This window comes from Terasakiispira papahanaumokuakeensis (assembly GCF_001709345.1).
GTDB classification, from domain to species: domain Bacteria; phylum Pseudomonadota; class Gammaproteobacteria; order Pseudomonadales; family Halomonadaceae; genus Terasakiispira; species Terasakiispira papahanaumokuakeensis.
The window spans coordinates 476467-497091 of the sequence record NZ_MDTQ01000001.1 but is presented as its reverse complement, the minus strand read 5'-3'; the positions used below and the strand labels follow the sequence as shown (position 1 = coordinate 497091).

Sequence of the window (20625 nt, the reverse complement as noted above, 5' to 3'; positions counted from 1 at the left end):
GAGAATTAAGCTGGACTCAAACACTAAATAGCAAACGCCCATGTTAAAATGGCTCAATGCGTCAATGACTCGAAAAATCAGCGGATTATCCTTCGTGCTGCTGTCTTTTTTATTGATCGTTATCCTTTACTCCGTCTATAAGCTACAGTCGATTAATCAAGAAATGCGAGAAGTGGCGGATATCGATATTCCGCTTACCGATACCATTTCACAAATCGATAAGTATCAATTACAGCAGGATCTTCTACTGGCTCGCCTGCATGAATTGGATGCCCAAGCGACGCTGGACCATGAACAACAAGCCCGCTTAATCGGCCGTATTGGTCGCCATACTTTGGATACCCACGAAGCCCTCGCTCAACTGGAATCGATTATCCAAACGGGTCTACATCGTCGACGCATCCGCTTAGACATTAAGGCGCATCGATCCCTGGTTCAGCAGATTCACCAGCTACGCCGTTTGCAACAAAGCTACAGTGACCAAACGATTCGGATCATCGACCAATTACCCGCCCTTCCTAAGACACTCTGGGCACCGCTTCATCAACAAGAGGCCGAGTTAGATCGCCAAATGAGCCAACTACTGGCTCAGATAGAAACGCTCACCCAAACCATAGCCACAACATCAGAGCATCAAGAACGCAACTTCATGCTGATCAATGCCACACTGGGGATCAGCGCACTGGGAATTGGGCTTTACCTCACGCTGTACATTATTCAGTCATTTCGGACACGCTTGGGCCATATTCAAACGCAGATTAAAAATTTGCAAAATAGCCTGCATCATCCTGCAACGAAGCCCACTCAACCTCACCTTGACGGGCCATCAAAAACGAACTCAACCATTTCATCGCCCGTTCAAGCTCAGCAAAATGGGTTTGCTCCTCCCCGACATCAAGATGAGCTGTCTGGTCTAGAGCAAGATTTAAGGCAAATGCTGAACCATTGGTCTGAAACATTGCAAAACCGAGACCAGGTCGAGCAGCATTTGCTCACATTAGCGACCACCGATCAGCTCACTGGCATTTTCAATCGCCATAAATGGGATGAACAAATCAGCCAGGCTTTGGACCGTGCGACCACTGGTGAGCCTTTTTCAGTGTTATTAGTTGATGTGGACTACTTCAAACAAGTCAATGATCAGCATGGTCATGATGTGGGCGATCAAGTGCTATACGTATTGGCACAAACGCTGAGCGAGCACTTATTACAACAGTGTCGAATTTTTCGCTTGGGCGGAGAAGAGTTTGCCATCCTAATGCTGAACACCGACGACTCAGCGGCTCAAAAACGAGCCGAAACCTTGCGAAGCCTCATCGAGGCTCATCAATGGGCGCCTCTACCTTCAATTACTATCAGCATCGGGGGGAGTAGTTACCAGAAGCCTGATAACGCTCAATCACTCTTAAAACGGGCTGATCAAGCACTTTATGAAGCCAAAAAAGCAGGGCGCAACCAAGTCAGTTGGCATTGACGAGCAGTCAGCGTTGGCGGTCCAATGCTCTCTTGATAACAACCCTCATATGCATCACCTTGCCTAAAGGGTCTATCACATCTCGGGACACATACCCAAAATTGATGAAGAGCCCCGTATCCAGATTTATTGGCTCAAACATCAAACCACTCGATAATTAAGCAGTTAAACAACTCATGATGATTTTGAATTGGCTGAACCAATCACTGACTCGCCGCATCAGCAGCCTGTCAGTCGTGCTTTTATCTTTTCTATTGATCGTCATTATCTACTCGGTCTACAAACTAGAAAGTATCAATCAGGAAATGCGCGAAGTGGCCGAAGTCGATATCCCATTGACGACGACACTAGCGAATATCGAAACACTCCAGCTCAAACAAGACGTCCTGATCGAACAGCTCCATCCCACTTATGGCATTGCACATACCGATCCGACAACCCGTGCTCAATTGCTGGAGCAAATCAATCGTCATGATGAGCACATGACGCTATCGCTTGAATCCATCATGCAATCCTTGCAAGCAGGCTTACAACACGACCGCGTTTATCTTGAAGCCAAGCAACACAGGCAAGTCGTTCATCAGATACAACAGCTCCACAGTCTAAGACGCCAGTTCCAGCAGCAAGCCCACACATTACTGCAAAAGGCCGCGACACCTCAGTTCGATACCGCAGCCCAGTGGCAGCAGATCAAAACCATTGACCAACAACTGGATCAAAGTACTGAATCCCTGTTGCTGACGCTGGAAACCATGACACAAGAGATTGCTCACTACGCACAGCAACATGAACAGGGTTTCATGCAAGTGAATGCCATATTAGGCATCGCAGCACTCACCATTGGGCTATATCTGACGATTTACATCGTGCAGACACTCCGTCAACGCTTAGGTCACATTCAATCACAGATCTCGCACATCCAATCAGCCATTCGCCAACACGCTCCCCTACAGGCCTCAACAAACACACAACATCACCATGATGAACTGGCCGATTTAGAACAAGATCTCAATCAACTGGTAGCACAGTTGTCTGACGCGATCCATAACCGTGAAGAAGTTGAAGCACGACTGATTGAGCTGGCCACAACCGATAAACTCACGGGGGCCTATAATCGGCATAAATGGGATGAACACATGCGAGTGGCCATAAATTTGGCACAAAGGGGGACACCTTTTTGCCTCGCATTATTGGATGTCGACCACTTCAAACAAATCAATGACACCTATGGTCACGACTTAGGCGACCAAGTGCTACAACAGTTGGTGCAGCAACTGCGCCAGCAATTGGATCAACCACACACCATTTTCCGCCTGGGCGGAGAAGAATTTGCCATGGTCATGCGCCAGCTCACCTTAGATCAGGCACAATCAAAAGCCGACCATCTGCGCCAACAGTTAGCCATCCAACAGCAAGAGGGCATCCCGTCCTATACCGTCAGTATTGGAGTCAGTGATTACCAGCCAGGCGACTCCCCTGACACCCTTTTCAAACGCGCCGATGAAGCCTTATATGAGGCTAAATCCCAAGGCCGTAACCAGGTGGTGTGCCATTAAAGCGTCGCCAATTGATCTAAGCAGGCCTGCCCGCGATCAAGTAAGGCTTGCTGCTTACAAGGCGCCATCTTGTCGAATTGACGATACATCATGGTCATACGCGGATTATCGATCAACTGATCACGATGACGCGCTAAAAAGTGCCAATAGAGACTATTGAATGGGCAACTATCCGCCTCTGTGGCTGTATTGACCTGGTAATGGCAGTCACGACAATAATCAGACATTTTCTGAATATAACGCCCTGATGCGGCATAAGGCTTGCTCCCCAGAACACCGCCATCAGCGTGGAGTGCCATGCCCAGCGTATTCGGTAGCTCAACCCATTCGTAGGCATCAATATAAACCGCTAGGTACCAACCACACACCGCTTGTGGCGACAAACCTGACAAGAGGGCAAAGTTGCCAATCACCATCAAACGTTGAATATGATGCGCATAAGCCGTATCCAACGTTTGCGTGAGCGCGGCTTGGAGACATCGCATGTGCGTGCGTCCATGCCAGAAGTATTCGGGCAGCGAACGCTGTGCATTAAAATGATTGAGTTCGCTATAGTCAGGTGCCATCAACCAATAGAGGCCACGCACATATTCCCGCCAGCCAATAATCTGGCGAATAAATCCTTCAGCGGCATTCAAAGGCACCCGCCCCTCACGATAGGCGATTTCGGCGGCTTCACAGACCTCCATCGGCGATAACAGGCCACAATTCAAATAAGGCGATAACAAGCTGTGGAATAACTGCGGCTCACCCGATGCCATGGCATCTTGAAAATCACCAAAGTGAGGCAATCGATAAGTCATGAAATGGTCAAGCGCTTTGAGTGCATCAGTCCGCGTCGTGGCCCACTGAAACGGCTGCAACTGTCCGGGGTGATCGAACTGCGCCGCGACCAAATCGAGCACAGCCTGATCAATCTCATCGCGCTGAAAGACCAGCGGCTCGGGCAATGGATATTGTGAGCAAGTTTTTCCTTTCCAGGCTCGCCGATTGTCGGCATCCCAGTTCCACTGCCCACCTTCGGGTTGTCCATCTTCGGTCATCAGCAACCCCGTCTGACGACGCATCAGTCGATAAAAATACTCCATGCGCAGCGTTTTTCGTTCTTGAGCCCAGTCACGAAACTGCATCAGCGTGGCCACAAAGCGATCATCTTCAAAGCACTCAACAGGCACACCCAACTGATTCGCCCAATGGTGAAGGATTTCACTATGCAGACGATATTCACCACAGTGGGTCACCCAAAGCGCGTCATAATCCATACGATGTAACTGTGCTTTCACCACGTCCAATAGCGTCTGCGCGGCGCCCTCAGCGGGTGGACGATACTTCACATAATGAACCGTCCACCCCCGTGCTTGTAGATGCTGCGCAAAGTGACGCATTGCACTGAAAATCAAGGCAATCTTTTGCGGATGATGACGCACATAGCGGGCTTCTTGATTCACCTCAGCCATTAGCACATGATCCTGACTGGGGTCTGCGGCTTTCAGGCTGGCCAATGATTCAGTTAACTGATCGCCTAATATCAATAACAAACGCGCCATGATTCACCTTATCCTGATGCAGAGCGATGATTCGCAACCGTGATGCAAAATCATAGCGCGAGTGTGCTTTCAATGTCGTCTACGGACACCCACACCACTAAATTTCTGAAGACCAAGGCTCAATGGCCATATCCGGCGCCGTAGTCTGGCGACTTTGTGCTTGATGATGAGCACGTTGACGCACTTCTTGCACCTGATGCCCCAAGTGCCCCAATGACGTTTTCGCCAAGGTTTGCGAGAGTAAATAAGCCGCCAGACGATCTTCATCTGGGCGCCAGTCGGTCGTATCCCAATCGCCTTTCGCCACATTACAGCGGCGGCACAGCAACTGTAGGTTAGTAATATCCAGTGCACGTTCCGGGTAATGACAACGCGGTAAGATATGATCAACCGTTAACCGCTCTTCATGGGCATGAGCACCGCAACAGTGACAACGCTGACCATAAAGTAAATACGCCAAATATCGCAGGCGTGCCCAGGCCCCGCTTTGACGCCCTTGACGAAAAGCAGCACTGAGATCCGGCTGTTGGGGGGCACCTTTAGGTCGCTCTTGAGAGGGGAGCTGATCAGGGTCACGACGCGCTTCATTTTGACTGGCTTGCAACATCAGCAAAGTATCCGTCATAAGCTGATCCAGACAGAGGATCAGGCCATCTAATAACCGCTTGGGCATCTTACGAATACTGGGCAGCTGCCAATGATCACGAATAACATCCAAAATACGGCGCATCTGGGCATGTCGTCCTTGTAAGGCTAATAGCCAAGCACGACGATCTGGGGGCTTACAGGGAGAAGAAACAGCAGGAATATTCAGCAGGTTTTCTAAGGTAGCCGTCAAACGTCTCAGCGCTCGAGGCACATGACGGCGATGATGCTGCCATCGATAGTCATTCAACCACTGGTGAAGCTGGGTATTGCTCAGGCAGGACAAATCAAGTCCGGAACTGGCCATACGGCACCTCCTCGCAGCACATGCTGAACTTGAGCATGCAAGCACCGAATGACATAAAGATGACAGGCCCATAAGAAAAACGCCAGTTTCAGGCTCAAGTCAGGTCAGATGTCAGTTCAGATCAAACGAACATCAGATGAGCCTAAAACGGGCGTTTCCATCACCACCCAAGCGGATGGTCCGAGACAAAGGGTAACCCCTGATGCGCTCGCGATTTGTCACAACATATCAGCGACCGGAACACTCATTTCTCAAGATACTGGAGTTTATCCGCCACGCCATCCCATTGTGCCGCATCCGGCATTGGATCTTTCTTCTCGGTGATATTGGGCCAAACCTGCGAGAGTTCGGCATTGAGCTCGATATATTGCGTCATGTTATCCGGCACTTCATCTTCCGAATAAATAGCCTGAGCAGGACACTCGGGCTCACACAGAGCACAATCAATACACTCGTCCGGTTCGATGACCAAAAAGTTAGGCCCTTCATAAAAACAATCGACCGGGCAGACCTCGACGCAATCGGTGTACTTGCATCGAACACAGTTATCAGTGACCACAAATGCCATCGGCTTCTCCTCAAAAACGTGTCCGGCAGGTGCCGGGCGCATCAGCGGTTTTGGCAGTTTCAAGATAATCTTGACGACAGACCAAATAGTTATAAGAAAACATCATCAAAAGTCGATCTGATTCTAGCGATGCCTATGATCCGACTCAAGCACTGACTCGAATCATATGGCTATAAATTAATTATATCGTCTTTCATCGAGATAATTTTGCGCTCGCTCAGCGATGGTGTATTTTCATCACTACAACGAAAAGCCTAAAGCCCTCCAGATACTTAAAATTTGCCCTAAATACTGAAGGGTCGCCCCAAAACACTAAAGTAGATCCCGCAGTTGGTAGAGTGCTTCCATCGCCTGCCGCGGTGTAATGTCATCCGGATTCACCTGGCGCAACGCCTCAATAGCCGGATGTGGCAAGCTGGCGAACATATCGCCTTGCAAAGGCCCGACGTCCTCAGCTGAGGGCACCGACGCTTCAGCCTGATCAACCGCGGCGACAACAGTCGCAGACACCTCACTTCGAGCGGACTGCTGCTGAGCCACCTCTTGATCTTCCAATTGCACTAAACGTGCTCGGGCACGATCCACCACTTTGCCTGGAACTCCGGCCAAACGCGCCACTTGCAGGCCATAACTTTGACTGGCCGGCCCAGCATTCACCTTATGCATAAAGACCAGCTCATCCCCATACTCCGTCGCCGATAAATGCACATTCGCCACTTCACGATGGCTGTCTGGCAGACTGGTGAGCTCAAAATAGTGCGTAGCGAACAATGTCCAGGCCCCGATATCGGCCAGCTCTTCGGCCGCCGCCCAGGCTAACGAAAGACCATCAAACGTACTGGTGCCGCGGCCTACCTCATCCATCAGCACCAAGCTCTGGGCTGTAGCATTACGCAGAATATTCGCGGTTTCCGTCATTTCCACCATAAAAGTGGAGCGCCCCGACGCCAGATCATCACTGGCCCCAATCCGGGTAAATATCCGATCAACCGGGCCTATACGCGCCGCATCAGCAGGCACGGCACAGCCGACATGAGCCAGCAAGACAATCAAGGCCACTTGTCGCATATAAGTCGACTTACCGCCCATGTTCGGCCCAGTAATCACTAACATCCGAGTCGACTCATCAAAATGCAGATCATTGGGCACAAAAGGATCACGCACCACCTGTTCAACCACGGGGTGGCGACCCGCTTGAATATCAATGCCTGGACGACTGTCGAGCACCGGTAAGCAAAGGTCCAACGTTTGCGCGCGCTCAGCAAACCCATTGAGCACATCCAACTCCGCTAACGCCATCGCCGTATGCTGCAAGTCGCCCAGATCGTCATTCAGTCGATCCAACAGCCCTTCATAAAGCGCTTTTTCACGTGTCAGGGCACGGCTCTGGCTCGACAACGCCTTATCTTCAAACTGTTTCAGTTCGGGGGTAATAAAACGCTCTGCATTTTTCAGTGTTTGTCGGCGTTGATACTCAATAGGCGCCTGGTCTGATTGTGCCCGGCCAATTTCGATGTAATAGCCATGTACTCGGTTATATCCGACTTTCAGTGAACTCAGCCCAGTACGCTCACGTTCGCGCTGCTCCAGTTGCAGCAGAAAATCCCCCGCGTTATCGCGCAGAGAACGCAATTCATCTAATTCAGGATCATAACCATCAGCAATCACACCACCATCACGAATCACCGCAGGTGGTGACTCAATGACCGCTCGCGCCAGCTCATCAGCCAATTCAGGAAAAGGTTGAATGGTGTCATCCAACGTCTGTAAATAAGGCGCTTCCAACGTCTTTAATTGCGACTTCAACTGCGGCACCTGGGCCAGCGCATCCCGCAGTCGGGCCAGATCCCGAGGTCGGGCAGAACGCAACGCCACACGGGCTAAAATTCGTTCAATATCCCCTATGGCCTTAAGAGGTTCAGCCAAGGCGTCATCCGCGTGTGCATCGCAAATGGCCCGTACCGCGCTTTGGCGCGCTTGCAAACGCGCTTGATCTCGCAGAGGGCGATGTAGCCAACGACGTAACAAGCGCGAGCCCATTGGCGTCGACGTCGCATCCATCACAGAAAACAGCGTATTGTCCTGCCCGCCCCCTAGGTTTTGATCGATCTCCAAATTACGGCGACTGGCCGCATCAATCAAAATCGTCGCTTCACCTTCTTCCGCTTGCAAACCCCGAATATGAGGCAACTCACTGCGTTGAGTATCACGCGCATATTGCAGCAATGCCCCAGCAGCACAGAGGGCCAAGGTCAAATGATCACAACCAAACCCTCTCAGATCCTGTACCTGAAATTGCTGGCATAACAAACGCATGCTGGTATCAGCATCAAAATGCCAAGGTGCCGTCAGCCGTGCACCGGGTCGCTCAGTCAAAGTGCTGGACCACCCTTGCGCCTCATCCAACAATAACTCCGCTGGAGACAAGCGGGCCAACTCGGTCATCAAGGCATCTTCACCTTCGACTTCCAATACATTAAAACGCCCAGAGGAGACATCCAGTACCGCAATGCCATACACGACCGACTCAGCCTGACGCGACGTTAACGCGACCAACAAGGTATCGCGACGCTCATCCAACAAAGCCTCATCCGTCAGCGTTCCTGGGGTGACAATCCGCACCACTTGGCGCTCCACCGGCCCCTTACTGGTCGCCGGATCGCCCACCTGCTCACAGATCGCGACCGACTCACCGGCCTTGACCAAGCGTGCCAAATAGCCTTCTGCCGAATGATAAGGAATCCCCGCCATTGGAATCGGCGCCCCGGCCGACTGACCTCGCGCCGTCAGCGTAATATCCAACAACCGCGCCGCACGCTTGGCATCGTCATAAAACAACTCATAAAAATCCCCCATGCGATAAAACAGCAAAATCTCAGGGTGCTCCCGTTTGATCTTGAGATACTGCTGCATCATTGGGGTATGGGCGGTTAAATCAGCGCTGGCTTTACTCATGGCAGGAAGATACATCCTATTGCGGCTAACAGATCAAAAAACGAGGACTTAAAAATGGGCATAAAATAGCCGCCTAGCGTAACACGTCCGTAGGCAAGAGGGAGAGCCCCAGCGCTCACGCGCCATCAAGCAGCCCTGAAAAAGCCACAAAAAAAAGCGGGCGATATAAGCCCGCAAAGGGAACCCTTGAGCATAGGGTTGGTTGAAACGAAAGAACGAAATTGGGCGATTTCAGCAGATTGCCTCTAGCGCTCTAAATTAGAAACGCCAGTCGACCTTGCCCCACATCAAACGACCCGGTTCGTTAAATCGGGTATCGCCAGGAAAGCCAAAGCCTGCATTACCGGCCAAGTTAAGGTGTTCGCTGTAGGTGCGGTCAAACAAGTTGTCGACACCGGCCGTCAAGGTCAGTTCGGGGAGCAGACGATAAGCCGCATTCATCGAGAAGATACCAAATCCAGCGCTGTCACCCAGATCACGCCCGACAACATTCCCTTGTCCTTCAGAAGTCCGGTGCTGCGCAGCCACGAGCCGCCACAGGGCCCCCAAACGCCAGTCGCCTTGTTCATAGTAGGTGGAAAAACGTGCTTCTAATGGCGGCATTTGCGGCAGGGGATCATGATCATCGCGGTTACGCCCCCATGCATAGGCCAGTGAAGCTTCACCTGTCAGCCCAGGTAACAAGGTATAGCGCCCACCCAGCTCTGCCCCAGCGATTTGGGCATCCACGTTGTCAGCGGTGCTCTTGGCCATGCCACCAGCACCTTGGTAGGTAAAGAGGATATAGTCATCAATCTGGCCCACATAAGCTGAGATCCAGGCTTCGGTGTCACCTTGCTTAAACTGCGCCCCCACATCCAATTGCGTTGTTTTCTCGGGCTCCAGTCCATCAAACGCATTAGCCGTACCTGCCGGACCTTGGTCAGCGGAGAACAGCTCCCAGTAGTCAGGGAAGCGTTGAGCATGGCCGACCCCAATATAATATTGCGTATATGAAGAGGGATTGACCTCATAACGAATAAAACCACTGGGGAGTGTTTTGTCACGCTGCTCACCGCCGGTGGGGCTACTGGCAGCCGAACGATCATCATCTACTTCAATATGGTCCAAGCGTATCCCGCTGATCACACGCCCTTGTTCAGTGATCGATTGCATCCATTCACCAAATACACCGTACTGGTTAAATTCTGCATCTTGCTGCCAAGGTTGATGACGGTAAGCCCCTCGCCCCATGGCTGACCGTTTTCGATGTTTACTGGTTTGTGCATCTAATCCAGCAACAATCTGCCAATCGTCACCCAACCAAGTACTTTTAAAGTTAAGGCCCTGAGTTCTTCGATCGACATTAGAGGCCATAGCACTGCCCATCATGCCCATCCCTGAAGGGGTTCTCAGGTTGTAGTTATCCATCACATGATCGGCATAATTGTAGTAGTAACGCGCTTCGAGCTTATCCAAAGCACCGTCAAAATTGCGTGATTCAAAGCGTAATCCAAAACTCTCCCGCTCAAACTGACTGCCATCCATACCGCGCCCAGCATAGCGTGCTTCACCATCACCCGTACCCGCACGGAGTTCCAGCGTATTGTCTCGGTCTGGCGTCCAGCCCACGACCATATCCGTGTTCCACTTTTTCCATTTAGAGGGGACTTTATGACCACTGCCGTCTTCATAGTCATCAGCGCGGTCATGGTTACCGGCTAAACGGATGTAGCCTAATGAGTTACCCGCCGTTGCATCCAAACGTTGACCATTACGCCCATTGGAGCCCACTTGCCATTGAGCATCGCCCTCTAAGGTAGGCTTTTCAAAGTATTGAGGGTCTCGCTCAAACAGGATGGTACCGGCCGAACCTCCAGCACCATATTGCACACTTTGCGGCCCTTTAATGACCGTCAAACGATCATAGTTTTCAGGGGAAATATAAGAGCTGGGGGCATCCATTCGTGCGGGGCAGGCGCCGATCATTTCACCACCATCAACCAATAGATTCAGTCGAGAACCAAACATGCCTCGCAATACTGGATCACCATTAGTGCCGCCATTGCGGATCGCTGAAAAGCCAGGAATAGTTTTTAGATAATCAGCCGCATCACTGGCCGGAACAGGCTGACGGGCTTGCTTGGGGTCTGCCTCAATCACCAGACCTGCAGCTGGCATCACCGATGTCACGACCACAGGGGGTAAACGAGTTGTTTCTGACTCATGCGATGGGGTTTGAGACCAAGCAATGACAGGTGTGAGCCCCGTCATTAAGATGATACAACGAGATAATGGCGTAAAGTAACATCGGTTAAACCCTTGCATGAAAGCCCTCCCAAGCGCCAAACATTGCATCTCATTTAGACGTCAGAACATCGACATCTCCCAGTTGTCAATACGAAGCAAAATCTACCAAGCAATCTGAAGAGGGTCACTGTGGTAAATTGTCTCACTTAGCTCTAGCTGGCATTAATCGCCATTCATTCGTCGTCACTCATTCGATCAGAAACAGCCGCTCATCATGAGGCCTGTTCTAAGTCGAGGTCAGCGGCCATAACGCAATAGATCGAGATGAAGCAAAATCAAAAAACGCGCTTGCGACACCCACGACATAAGGAGGGGGTATGTATTTTGAGCATGCCAGTATTCAGTCAGCGCTAGACCAATTATTCGAGACGTTGAACCAAGTAGACCCTGAAGGTACTGACTGGCAAATTGGTACAGCAGAGTCGTGTACCGGCGGCTTGGTGGCGGCGGCGTTGACTGATCGAGCCGGTAGCTCAACTTGGATAGATGGCGGTGTGGTCAGTTACTCCAATGAGGCCAAGATGTCATGGCTGGAGGTCCCCGAGGCCACATTAAATACCCACGGCGCCGTCAGCGAACCTGTCGCACGTGCGATGGTCAGCGGTGTCTGCCAACATCGTGGCCTTAATCTCGCAGTGGCCATCAGCGGCATTGCAGGGCCGGGCGGCGGCACTGAAACAAAGCCCGTCGGCACCGTGTGGTTGGCCTGGGGCAATACTGAAAATCAAACGACCCATTGTTATCATTTTGACGGTGACCGCCAAGCAGTGCGCTTACAAGCGCTGGAAGCAGCCCTGACAGGGCTCATTCAATGGATCCAACACGCCACACAGCGGCCATCACCCACAGAGAATCATTGAAGCCGGTTTAAGTAGGTTTGAAGTTCGCCAAAATACTGGTAATCTATACAGCCAATTATCATTCACTCTCAGCATAAACTGATAGTGACCATTGATTCATGACCTGATTGATTGACGCCTTCTGGGTTGAATAACCAAGCTCAAGATCAATCAATTTGAGATCAACTCTAAAACGTGAGGACTGCCCATGGCTGTCGATGAAAACCGCCAGCGTGCGCTGGGTGCAGCGCTTTCCCAGATCGAACGTCAATTTGGCAAAGGGGCCATCATGCGCATGGGCGATCAGCCGCGCGTGGCCATGCCTGCAGTGTCCACAGGGTCTTTAGGCCTGGATATTGCCTTGGGTATTGGTGGTTTACCCTATGGTCGTATTGTTGAGATTTATGGCCCTGAGTCATCCGGCAAAACGACGCTGACGTTGTCGGTCATTGCCCAGGCACAAAAACAGGGTAAAACCTGTGCCTTTGTCGATGCAGAGCATGCCCTGGACCCCACCTATGCTGAAAAATTAGGCGTTGAGGTCAATGATCTCTTGGTCTCCCAGCCCGATACCGGTGAACAAGCCCTGGAAATCACCGACATGCTGGTCCGCTCTGGTGCAGTCGATGTCATTATTGTGGATTCAGTCGCCGCGTTGACGCCCAAAGCGGAAATCGAAGGTGAAATGGGGGATTCCCATGTAGGCCTGCAAGCGCGCTTAATGTCTCAGGCACTACGCAAAATTACCGGCAACATCAAAAATGCCAACTGTTTGGTGGTCTTTATTAACCAGATCCGAATGAAAATTGGCGTGATGTTCGGCAGTCCAGAAACCACAACCGGTGGGAATGCCTTGAAATTCTACTCCTCTGTTCGACTGGATATCCGCCGTATTGGTGCAGTCAAACAAGGGGATGAAGTGACCGGCAATGAAACCCGCGTCAAAGTAGTCAAGAACAAAGTATCGCCGCCCTTCAGGCAGGCTGAATTCCAGATTCTGTATGGCAAAGGCATTTATCATGCAGGAGAGGTCATCGACCTGGGCGTTCAGTGCAAGCTGGTCGATAAGGCCGGCGCTTGGTATAGCTACAAAGGCAGCAAAATTGGACAAGGCAAGGCCAACGCCGCCCAATTCTTGGAAGATAACCCAGCCGTAATGGAAGAAATTGAAACTCAAATTCGCGCTGAGCTGCTGAAAGACCTTACGCCTGTTGATCCTCAAGAAGCGGCTGAAGCACAACCGGACGCCTCTAGCAAACAGGCATCTACTGAACAAGATGGCGAATAAAGGTGTTTGACAAGACCTTGATTGAGACCCCTACAGCAGCCTCTGGGGAGGCTGCTGATCAAGCCCCTTGGCATTACGATCGCGCCGTTCGACTGCTGGCTCAACGAGAGCACAGTCGCCAGGAACTGGCACAGAAGCTCCGTCTTGCCCCAAAGCAAAGCCAAGATTTCACTCCGCCTTCACCCGAAGTCCTTGATGCCTTGCTAGATGAACTGGAAAACTTAAACTGGCTTTCAGACCAACGTTTCGCCGCCTCTTTCACCCGCCAACGCTTACTCAAAGGCCAAGGCCCAGTCAAAGTTCGGTATGAGTTAAAACAACGCGGGGTCAGTGATGAGTTAATTGAGTGGGCACTTGAGATCACACCAGAAGAAGAAGGTATCGACTGGATCAATCAAGCGACAACCGCTCTGTATAAGCGTTTTGGGCCGGAGGCCTCGCCCACAACGCCCAATCAGAAGTCTAAAATGATACGTTTTTTACAACAACGAGGCTTCAGCAGCGAGCAGACCTATCAAGCCCTTCAAGCGGCTTACTGAACGACCGACGGAACAGAGCTTCCCTCAATGCACGTCCACTTTTATGATACCTGTCAGCGCAATAGGCAGCTGTAGTTATCATTTTTTCAGCGACCTCGTATAATAACCCCCTTTGACCCGCTTGCCTAAGCAGTGGGAAATCCCGTGATTCTTCGGATGTGAGCGATGAAGACTGCTGAAATTCGCCAGGCCTTTCTGAAGTTCTTCGAGTCAAAGAACCATCAGATCGTCCGTTCCAGCTCGCTGGTACCGCACGACGACCCGACCCTGCTGTTTACCAATGCAGGGATGAACCAATTTAAAGACTGCTTCCTGGGGGCCGAAAAACGCCCTTACACGCGTGCCACCACAGCACAGAAGTGTGTACGTGCTGGCGGCAAGCATAACGACCTGGAAAACGTCGGCTACACCGCCCGTCACCATACCTTCTTTGAGATGATGGGGAACTTCAGCTTTGGTGATTATTTTAAACAAGATGCAATCGCCTTTGCCTGGGAGTTTCTCACTTCGCCAGAATGGCTAAACCTACCCGTCGAGAAGTTACTCGTCACCATTTACGAAAATGATGATGAGGCTTATGACATCTGGCACAAGCAAGTCGGTCTTCCTGACCACAAGATTATCCGTATTGGTGATAACAAAGGGGCCCCTTACGCGTCGGATAACTTCTGGGCGATGGGCGATACCGGCCCTTGTGGACCTTGTACCGAAGTGTTCTACGACCATGGCGAACACATCTGGGGCGGCCCGCCTGGCTCACCGGAAGAAGATGGCGACCGTTTCATTGAAATTTGGAACATCGTCTTTATGCAGTTCAATCGCCAAAGCAGCGGTGAAATGCAACCTCTGCCCGCACCTTCGGTAGATACAGGGATGGGCCTGGAGCGTATCAGCGCGATTTTGCAGGGCGTGCACGCCAACTACGAAATCGACCTCTTCCGAGACTTATTGAACGCATCAGCACAAGCGATTGGCTGCACTAACGAAGACCAGCCTTCACTGCGCGTTGTGGCCGATCATATTCGCTCTTGCAGCTTCCTGATTGCCGATGGCGTGATGCCTTCGAATGAAGGTCGCGGTTATGTGCTGCGTCGTATTATCCGCCGAGCTTGTCGCCATGGCCACAAATTGGGGGCAAGAGGTAGCTTTTTCCATCACATTGTGGCGGCACTGGTCGCTGAAATGGGAGAAGCCTATCCCGAGCTCAAAGATCAACAGGCAATGATCGAGCGAGTACTGGCCAAAGAAGAAGAACAGTTTGCTCGCACACTGGAACACGGCTTGCAAATTCTGGAACAAGATCTGGCCGAGCTGAAAGGCCAAGTGATTCCAGGTGCAGTGGTCTTCAAGCTCTATGATACCTACGGTTTTCCGGTTGACCTGACCGGTGATATCGCGCGCGAACGTGATTTAACGCTGGACCTTGACGGTTTTGAATCCGCGATGGAAGCCCAGCGTGAACGCGCCCGAGCCGCTAGCCAGTTTGGCATTGACTACAATGAACTGGTTCGCGTCGATGTCGACACGGATTTTACCGGTTATGACCAGACCACTGACAAAGGCCAAATTGTCGCATTGCTGCAAGAGGGCAATAGTGTTGAACAACTGGCCGAAGGCGACGAAGGTGTCATCGTACTGGATCGTACGCCTTTTTATGCCGAGTCAGGCGGTCAGGTCGGTGACAGCGGTATTATTGGCCTGAATGGCCATCGCTTTGAAGTGAAAGACACGACCGCCGTGGGCACCGCTACATTGCATCACGGTGTAATGGTCGAAGGCACGTTAACCTTAGGCCAGATGGTTGATGCCGTCGTTGATGATCGCATTCGCCTGGCCACAGCACTCAATCACTCCGCCACCCACCTGTTACATGCCGCGCTAAGACAAGTGTTGGGCGATCATGTGCAGCAAAAAGGTTCACTGGTCAATAGTCAGCGATTACGCTTTGACTTTAGTCACTTCGAAGCCTTAACCGCTGAAGAGCTGGGTGAAATTGAAACCCTGGTCAACAGTCAAATTCGTGCTAACACCCCCGTCACCACCGAGCTCACCGATATTGAAACCGCGAAACAAAAAGGCGCGATGGCACTATTTGGTGAGAAATATGGGGACCAAGTCCGTGTGCTAAGCATGGGCACCGATCACTTCTCGGTTGAGCTGTGTGGGGGCACCCATGTCAACCGAACCGGTGACATTGGTCTGCTGCATATTATTGCTGAGTCAGGTATCGCATCGGGGGTTCGTCGCCTTGAGGCAATCACCGGAGAAGCCGCGCTACGTTGGTTGACGGAGCAAGAGAAGCGCTTGCAGCAAGCTGCCGCAAGCCTTAAGGCTAAACCAGAGCAGCTAAGTGAACGATTAGACGCCCTACAAGGCCGAAATCGTGAACTAGAGCGTGAACTTGAGCAGCTAAAAGCCAAGCAAGCCGCCAACGCCGGCAATGCATTAGCCGATGAGGCGATCGCACTGCAAGACGATATCCAGCTACTGGTGAAAACCGTAGAAGGTGCCGATGGCAAAGGTCTACGTGGTCTCATGGACCAGCTCAAACAGAAGCTGCCGAATGCGGCCATTTTGTTAGCGGCAAGCCATGACGGTAAAGTGAATTTGATTGCCGGAGTTACGGGGCAGGCACAGCAATTTGTGCATGCTGGCAAGCTGGTAAATCATGTCGCCGAACAAGTAGGCGGGCGAGGTGGCGGCCGCCCGGATATGGCCCAAGCTGGGGGCACAGACCCCTCAGCATTACCGGATGCATTAACTTCGGTTCAGGGCTGGGTCGTCGAACAGATGAGTCAGTGAGGTAAGCCGGGTCCTCCTGAAGGGCCCGGTTTTTTCATTTTAATCAGCCACTTACCGACACGGGAACCTTATGGCACTCTACGTACAAAAATTTGGAGGGACTTCAGTCGGTTCTGTTGAGCGCATCATGGCTGTCGCAGAACGCGTACGCAAGTTTCGCGAAAACGGCGATGATGTCGTGGTCGTGGTCTCAGCCATGAGCGGCGAAACTAATCGTCTCATTGGGCTGGCCAGCGAAATCAACGATGAACCGTCTCCCCGCGAGCTGGATATGTTGGTATCGACCGGTGAGCAAGTCACCATTGCCTTATTGGCCATGGCGCTGCAAAAACTAGGCATTCCAGCAACGTCTTACACGGGCGCTCAGGTCGGTATTTTTACCGATAGCGCCCATACAAAAGCCCGCATTCAGCGTATTGAAACGGACGAAATGCGTGAAGACCTGAACGCCGGGCGTGTTGTTGTTGTCGCAGGCTTCCAAGGAGTCGATGAAGAAGGCAACATCACCACACTAGGCCGTGGCGGCTCTGACACCACAGGCGTCGCCCTGGCAGCGGCCCTCAAAGCCGATGAATGCCAAATCTATACCGATGTGGATGGTGTTTACACCACCGACCCGCGGGTCTGCTCAAAAGCTCAGCGCCTCGACAGCATTACCGTCGAAGAAATGCTGGAGCTGGCAAGCCTGGGCTCCAAAGTGCTGCAAATTCGCGCTGTCGAGTTTGCCGGTAAATACAATGTCCCGCTCCGGGTGCTCTCTAGCTTCGAAGATGGAGGCCCGGGCACTCTGATTGTTGCTGACTCTGACCAAGACGAGGATTCCATGGAAGAGCCGTTAATTTCCGGTATCGCTTTTACGGCCAATGAAGCCAAGCTGACCCTGCTGAATACCCCCGACGTCCCGGGTGTTGCGGGCCGTATTCTCGGTCCGATTGCCGATGCCAATATTGAAGTCGATATGATCGTGCAGAACGTCGCCCCTGCCGGTGACTATACCGACTTCACTTTTACTGTCGCCAAAGGTGATTACAAACAAACGCGTAAGATTCTGGAAGAAACGGTGATTCCAGACTTAGGCGGGGGGGAATTGCGAGGAGATGACAGTATTGTCAAAGTCTCGTTGGTCGGTGTGGGCATGCGTTCACATGCCGGTATTGCTTCTAAAATGTTCCGAGTGCTGGCTCAAGAAAACATTAACATCCGCATGGTCTCGACCTCAGAAATCAAGATTTCCGTCGTGATTGACGAAAAACACTTAGAGCTAGCCGTTCGTGCGCTGCATACCGCGTTTGGCCTAGATAAACCGAGCGAAGATGATTAAACATCTAAAGCTGCACAGGATCAAAAAGAGCGCTAAAAAATAGCACTCAAAAAGTACCTCATTGTGTCTATACTAACGACGCGATGGGGTGCTGAGACTGTTGAATTTAATGCATATTCAATCTATCGGAAGCCGTTGTGCTTCCGATAGTGTTTTTACAATGTCATCAATCGTAAAAAAATATTTTAAATTCTTCATTTCTACCCGATAATAATTGAGTGATTTAGTAGGTTGTCGCGATGAGGATGCATCGAACTACTGAAGCACTTTTTTATCAGATGTCTGAACCTCAGCATTGACTTAACGTCAAACCAGAGGCTTACGAGGACATCGTACTTGCTTGAACGAACGATTCTGGAAGTCTGTTTCTAATAAGGAGATTCCGCCATGTTAATCCTGACGCGCCGTGTCGGTGAAACTTTAATGGTAGGGGATGAAGTTACAGTTACAGTCCTGGGTGTCAAAGGCAACCAGGTCCGTATCGGTGTGAATGCCCCAAAAGAAGTTGCCGTTCACCGTGAAGAGATTTATCAACGGATTCAGCGCGAGAAAGCTGAAGACGAGTGATCACTCGCCCCGGTATCACGACGCCGCCATCTAGGCGGCGTTTTTTTATGTGGAAAAGACTCATCTCGTTCCGCTGATGAAAGACCTAGCTTTTTGAATGTACTGCAACTTACTGAATTTTTTAAAAACAGGGGTAGACAGCGACAAATTTCATGGTACTATATGCCCCGTTCTTGAGGAGAGGTGGCCGAGAGGCTGAAGGCGCTCCCCTGCTAAGGGAGTATACGGTTTATCCCGTATCGAGGGTTCGAATCCCTCCCTCTCCGCCAAGATCATTTAACTTATTTCATAAGTTAGATTGATTTTGGCAGATCAATGATGCGCTCGTAGCTCAGCTGGATAGAGCACTTGGCTACGAACCAAGGGGTCGGGGGTTCGAATCCTCCCGAGCGCGCCATCTTCAAGAGGTTATTGATTAAGATAATGACTTATCATTAATTAAATAACACACTCCCGCTGTCGAGTGACAAGATAATCAGCCTTGAATGCGCTCGTAGCTCAGCTGGATAGAGCACTTGGCTACGAACCAAGGGGTCGGGGGTTCGAATCCTCCCGAGCGCGCCAGGATTTAAAAAGCCCGCTGTTCAAACAGCGGGCTTTTTCCGTTTAAACACACGTCACTTCATTAAACTCTGTCCTTCATTAAACTCTATTGAGATACTGACTTCAGGGCCACTTATTTAGACTAACGCTTCACAGCTCATCTTTTCCCTGACGCCACTTCCCTCGCCTTTTTGACGTATTCACTTACCACACGCCTTTTACCAAGCTCTTTTTCTCTATCAGCTGGGGCAAACCCGCGGCACTTAAACCAACAGTGTTTAGCGACCGTTCTGAGACATCATCAAGGTATTCAGCCCAACAAACGACGAATCTCGTCGTGCAGGCGCACATCCAACACCAATGGGCTTTGTTTCATCCATAGCCCTTCACGCATCAGGAAATCCAGGAGCGCTACAGATTTAATGTGTCCTTGCCAAGGCTCGCCTCGAGCTTGCTCTGACACGACAGGTTCGGCATAAAGCTCACAGTACTCCTGCCAAAAACCAGGAATAAAGCGTCGTACCGGGCGCAGACTCTCACGACCCAATTGCTCGGCCAATAACAAGCCTCGATGATCCAAATGACCAAAATGGACATGGGGCACAAACTGGGGAATCCAGCGCAATAGCTGTGACACCAAGGTGGTATCTGGGCCGGGAGCCCAGACGAGCAGCAACTGATCAGGCACCGGCAAATCCATAAAGACGCCTCGGTCCTCCACCGTCATCACCATAAAAGGCATGTCGCCTTCAGGCTCAGTCACATCCAGCAGATCACGCTCAGACAATACCGCTTCATGGAGCTGCGCCCAGATCGCCGATAACGCAATCGCAGGTCTGCTCTCACGCCGCAGCTGCAAGTCCAAGTGCCCCCGCAAATGTAAGGTCCGATCTTCCGTCAGCTTGATATCGGGTAAAGGCTCATTGAAGAGCGGATCATTCAAGTATTGAGCCTCACACCCCAAAGACGCCTCAGCAACGTTTCGATTCAGCACATGAGGCACATCCGATCGCAAACGCTCTTCTAGGAAGTGCCATTTGGTCAGCATCTGTCGGCGCTGCTCGCCAAGCCCTTCATCCAGGTGATCCGCTAACCGACGCCAATGAGGTACACGAAGATCCAACAGTTGCTCTATTCCAGTTGCCCCTCGATCCGTCAGCACATAATGCTGCGACAGCTCATCAGCGATCAACCAGTGGCTATCCAGTAAGGCAGAAATTAGCGGGGCTGACACTTCATCAGCCTGGATTGACTGTTGCTGATACAGTTTGATGGCAGCTTCCTGTAATAATGGTGATTGCCAATCCAGCGCTGCATCCAGCATGACGTTGCCCCTATCCTGTTCAGGTCAAAAGTACGAATTTGATCAGACGTGCTCGAAAAAA

14 protein-coding genes and 3 tRNA genes are annotated in these 20625 nt (G+C 51.3%); 11 read left to right on the top strand and 6 right to left on the bottom strand.

The features are described from left to right. Nucleotides 1-40 precede the first annotated feature (40 nt). Both BFW38_RS02215 and BFW38_RS02210 read left to right on the top strand, forming a co-directional pair. A complete protein-coding gene (locus BFW38_RS02215; protein ID WP_068996919.1) occupies nucleotides 41-1474 on the top strand; it encodes a GGDEF domain-containing protein in 1434 nt (477 codons plus the stop codon). 176 nt (nucleotides 1475-1650) lie between these two features. Continuing rightward, nucleotides 1651-3030, top strand: a complete 1380-nt coding sequence (locus BFW38_RS02210) for a GGDEF domain-containing protein (RefSeq protein ID WP_084004399.1) — start codon at nucleotides 1651-1653, stop codon at nucleotides 3028-3030. Here BFW38_RS02210 and BFW38_RS02205 read toward each other — a convergent pair. The 5 genes from BFW38_RS02205 to BFW38_RS02185 form a co-directional block, all read right to left on the bottom strand. Next, nucleotides 3027-4577 (bottom strand): cryptochrome/photolyase family protein, encoded by a 1551-nt coding sequence (locus BFW38_RS02205; protein ID WP_068996918.1) that lies wholly within the window; start codon nucleotides 4575-4577, stop codon nucleotides 3027-3029. The genes BFW38_RS02210 and BFW38_RS02205 overlap by 4 nt on opposite strands. 97 nt (nucleotides 4578-4674) lie before the next feature. After that, a complete protein-coding gene (locus BFW38_RS02200) occupies nucleotides 4675-5529 on the bottom strand; it encodes an HNH endonuclease (protein ID WP_068996917.1) in 855 nt (284 codons plus the stop codon). Between the two features lie 244 nt (nucleotides 5530-5773). Continuing rightward, on the bottom strand, nucleotides 5774-6097 hold the full coding sequence (fdxA, locus tag BFW38_RS02195; protein WP_068996916.1) for a ferredoxin FdxA: 324 nt from the start codon (nucleotides 6095-6097) through the stop codon (nucleotides 5774-5776). A gap of 312 nt (nucleotides 6098-6409) precedes the next feature. Further along, nucleotides 6410-9052, bottom strand: a complete 2643-nt coding sequence (mutS, locus tag BFW38_RS02190; protein WP_068996915.1) for a DNA mismatch repair protein MutS — start codon at nucleotides 9050-9052, stop codon at nucleotides 6410-6412. A 258-nt stretch (nucleotides 9053-9310) separates the two neighbouring features. After that, nucleotides 9311-11359 carry a TonB-dependent copper receptor gene (locus BFW38_RS02185; RefSeq protein ID WP_068996914.1) on the bottom strand — a complete coding sequence of 683 codons (2049 nt, stop codon included), beginning with the start codon at nucleotides 11357-11359 and terminating at the stop codon, nucleotides 9311-9313. Between the two features lie 299 nt (nucleotides 11360-11658). On the opposite strand from BFW38_RS02185, the gene BFW38_RS02180 reads away from it, so the two are divergent. The 9 genes from BFW38_RS02180 (at nucleotide 11659) to BFW38_RS02140 (ending at nucleotide 19261) form a co-directional block, all read left to right on the top strand. Next, nucleotides 11659-12201 (top strand): CinA family protein, encoded by a 543-nt coding sequence (locus BFW38_RS02180; RefSeq protein ID WP_068996913.1) that lies wholly within the window; start codon nucleotides 11659-11661, stop codon nucleotides 12199-12201. Nucleotides 12202-12388: 187 nt separating this feature from the next. Next, the gene (gene recA / locus BFW38_RS02175; protein WP_068996912.1) at nucleotides 12389-13468 is read left to right on the top strand and encodes a recombinase RecA; all 1080 of its coding nucleotides are present in this window, start codon (nucleotides 12389-12391) and stop codon (nucleotides 13466-13468) included. Nucleotides 13469-13470: 2 nt separating this feature from the next. Further along, complete coding sequence (locus BFW38_RS02170) at nucleotides 13471-14007, top strand: regulatory protein RecX (protein ID WP_175400917.1); 537 nt, start codon at nucleotides 13471-13473, stop codon at nucleotides 14005-14007. 165 nt (nucleotides 14008-14172) lie between these two features. Next, nucleotides 14173-16809 (top strand): alanine--tRNA ligase, encoded by a 2637-nt coding sequence (gene alaS, locus BFW38_RS02165; protein WP_068996911.1) that lies wholly within the window; start codon nucleotides 14173-14175, stop codon nucleotides 16807-16809. A 70-nt stretch (nucleotides 16810-16879) separates the two neighbouring features. Further along, nucleotides 16880-18130: an aspartate kinase gene (locus BFW38_RS02160; protein WP_068996910.1), complete on the top strand. Its 1251-nt coding sequence runs from the start codon at nucleotides 16880-16882 to the stop codon at nucleotides 18128-18130. 387 nt (nucleotides 18131-18517) lie between these two features. Continuing rightward, nucleotides 18518-18697, top strand: a complete 180-nt coding sequence (gene csrA, locus BFW38_RS02155; RefSeq protein WP_068996909.1) for a carbon storage regulator CsrA — start codon at nucleotides 18518-18520, stop codon at nucleotides 18695-18697. A gap of 177 nt (nucleotides 18698-18874) precedes the next feature. Next, a tRNA-Ser gene (locus BFW38_RS02150) sits at nucleotides 18875-18966 on the top strand. Nucleotides 18967-19017: 51 nt separating this feature from the next. Further along, nucleotides 19018-19094, top strand: a tRNA-Arg gene (locus BFW38_RS02145). A gap of 90 nt (nucleotides 19095-19184) precedes the next feature. Next, nucleotides 19185-19261: transfer RNA gene (locus BFW38_RS02140), tRNA-Arg, on the top strand. Between the two features lie 289 nt (nucleotides 19262-19550). Here BFW38_RS02140 and BFW38_RS02135 read toward each other — a convergent pair. After that, a complete protein-coding gene (locus tag BFW38_RS02135) occupies nucleotides 19551-20564 on the bottom strand; it encodes a hypothetical protein (protein ID WP_068996908.1) in 1014 nt (337 codons plus the stop codon). Nucleotides 20565-20625: the final 61 nt, after the last annotated feature.

Bases quoted from the DNA above. Each gene is read 5' to 3' on its own strand.
- csrA (WP_068996909.1), top strand. From the start codon at position 18,518: ATGTTAATCCTGACGCGCCGTGTCGGTGAAACTTTAATGGTAGGGGAT.
- fdxA (WP_068996916.1), bottom strand. From the start codon at position 6,097: ATGGCATTTGTGGTCACTGATAACTGTGTTCGATGCAAGTACACCGAT.
- recA (WP_068996912.1), top strand. From the start codon at position 12,389: ATGGCTGTCGATGAAAACCGCCAGCGTGCGCTGGGTGCAGCGCTTTCC.
- BFW38_RS02210 (WP_084004399.1), top strand. From the start codon at position 1,651: ATGATGATTTTGAATTGGCTGAACCAATCACTGACTCGCCGCATCAGC.
- BFW38_RS02135 (WP_068996908.1), bottom strand. From the start codon at position 20,564: ATGCTGGATGCAGCGCTGGATTGGCAATCACCATTATTACAGGAAGCT.
- BFW38_RS02215 (WP_068996919.1), top strand. From the start codon at position 41: ATGTTAAAATGGCTCAATGCGTCAATGACTCGAAAAATCAGCGGATTA.
- mutS (WP_068996915.1), bottom strand. From the start codon at position 9,052: ATGAGTAAAGCCAGCGCTGATTTAACCGCCCATACCCCAATGATGCAG.
- alaS (WP_068996911.1), top strand. From the start codon at position 14,173: ATGAAGACTGCTGAAATTCGCCAGGCCTTTCTGAAGTTCTTCGAGTCA.
- BFW38_RS02200 (WP_068996917.1), bottom strand. From the start codon at position 5,529: ATGGCCAGTTCCGGACTTGATTTGTCCTGCCTGAGCAATACCCAGCTT.
- BFW38_RS02180 (WP_068996913.1), top strand. From the start codon at position 11,659: ATGTATTTTGAGCATGCCAGTATTCAGTCAGCGCTAGACCAATTATTC.
- BFW38_RS02160 (WP_068996910.1), top strand. From the start codon at position 16,880: ATGGCACTCTACGTACAAAAATTTGGAGGGACTTCAGTCGGTTCTGTT.
- BFW38_RS02185 (WP_068996914.1), bottom strand. From the start codon at position 11,359: ATGCAAGGGTTTAACCGATGTTACTTTACGCCATTATCTCGTTGTATC.
- BFW38_RS02205 (WP_068996918.1), bottom strand. From the start codon at position 4,577: ATGGCGCGTTTGTTATTGATATTAGGCGATCAGTTAACTGAATCATTG.